The following is a 522-nucleotide window of genomic DNA, read 5'->3' on the forward strand; positions in this document are numbered from 1 at the left end:
CCCCCCCCCCCCGATGACAACCATGTCGAAGGGTTCGTTCGTCCTGAGTCTCGGAAAAATTTCAGCTCTATTCATAACGTTTTCTTCTCCCCCTGTCCCTTATCTCCTATCGCTGATCCCTTGGCACTTGGCTCCTGGCTCCCCATCTATCCTTTTCCTTCTCCCCCTTCGGGCAGGTTTCCGTCTACGCTAACGGCTTCCGTCCAGCTACGCCGCGACAGGTCCGACTTCGCTCTGGCGAGCTACGACGGACAGGCAGGGCCTTCGGCTTCTCCCTCCTGCCTCCTCCCTTCTCCCTAAGATTCCTTTGCCCACCCCCGCGACCGTTCCACCGCCCGCTTCCAGTCACGGCTCCGGGCATCGCGCTCGCCGGAAGGCATGGAAGGTTCGAACATGCGGTCGAGGGCCCATTGGCTGGAAATGGTGTCCTGGTCAAGAATCCCCGCGCCGATCCCCGCGAGGTACGCCGCACCCAAAGCAGTCGTTTCGGTAATGCGCGGCCGGACGACGGGAGTTCCCAGG

Annotated in this window: 1 protein-coding gene; it reads right to left on the bottom strand. The window is 61.7% G+C overall.

Going from position 1 to position 522, the window contains the following annotated elements; translation table 11 throughout:
* Nucleotides 1-296: 296 nt before the first annotated feature.
* On the bottom strand, nt 297-522 hold a 226-nt coding region (locus P1S46_12445; protein MDF1537272.1), incomplete at its 5' end, for an FGGY-family carbohydrate kinase.

This window comes from bacterium (genome assembly GCA_029210545.1).
In the GTDB taxonomy this organism is placed as follows: domain Bacteria; phylum BMS3Abin14; class BMS3Abin14; order BMS3Abin14; family BMS3Abin14; genus JARGFV01.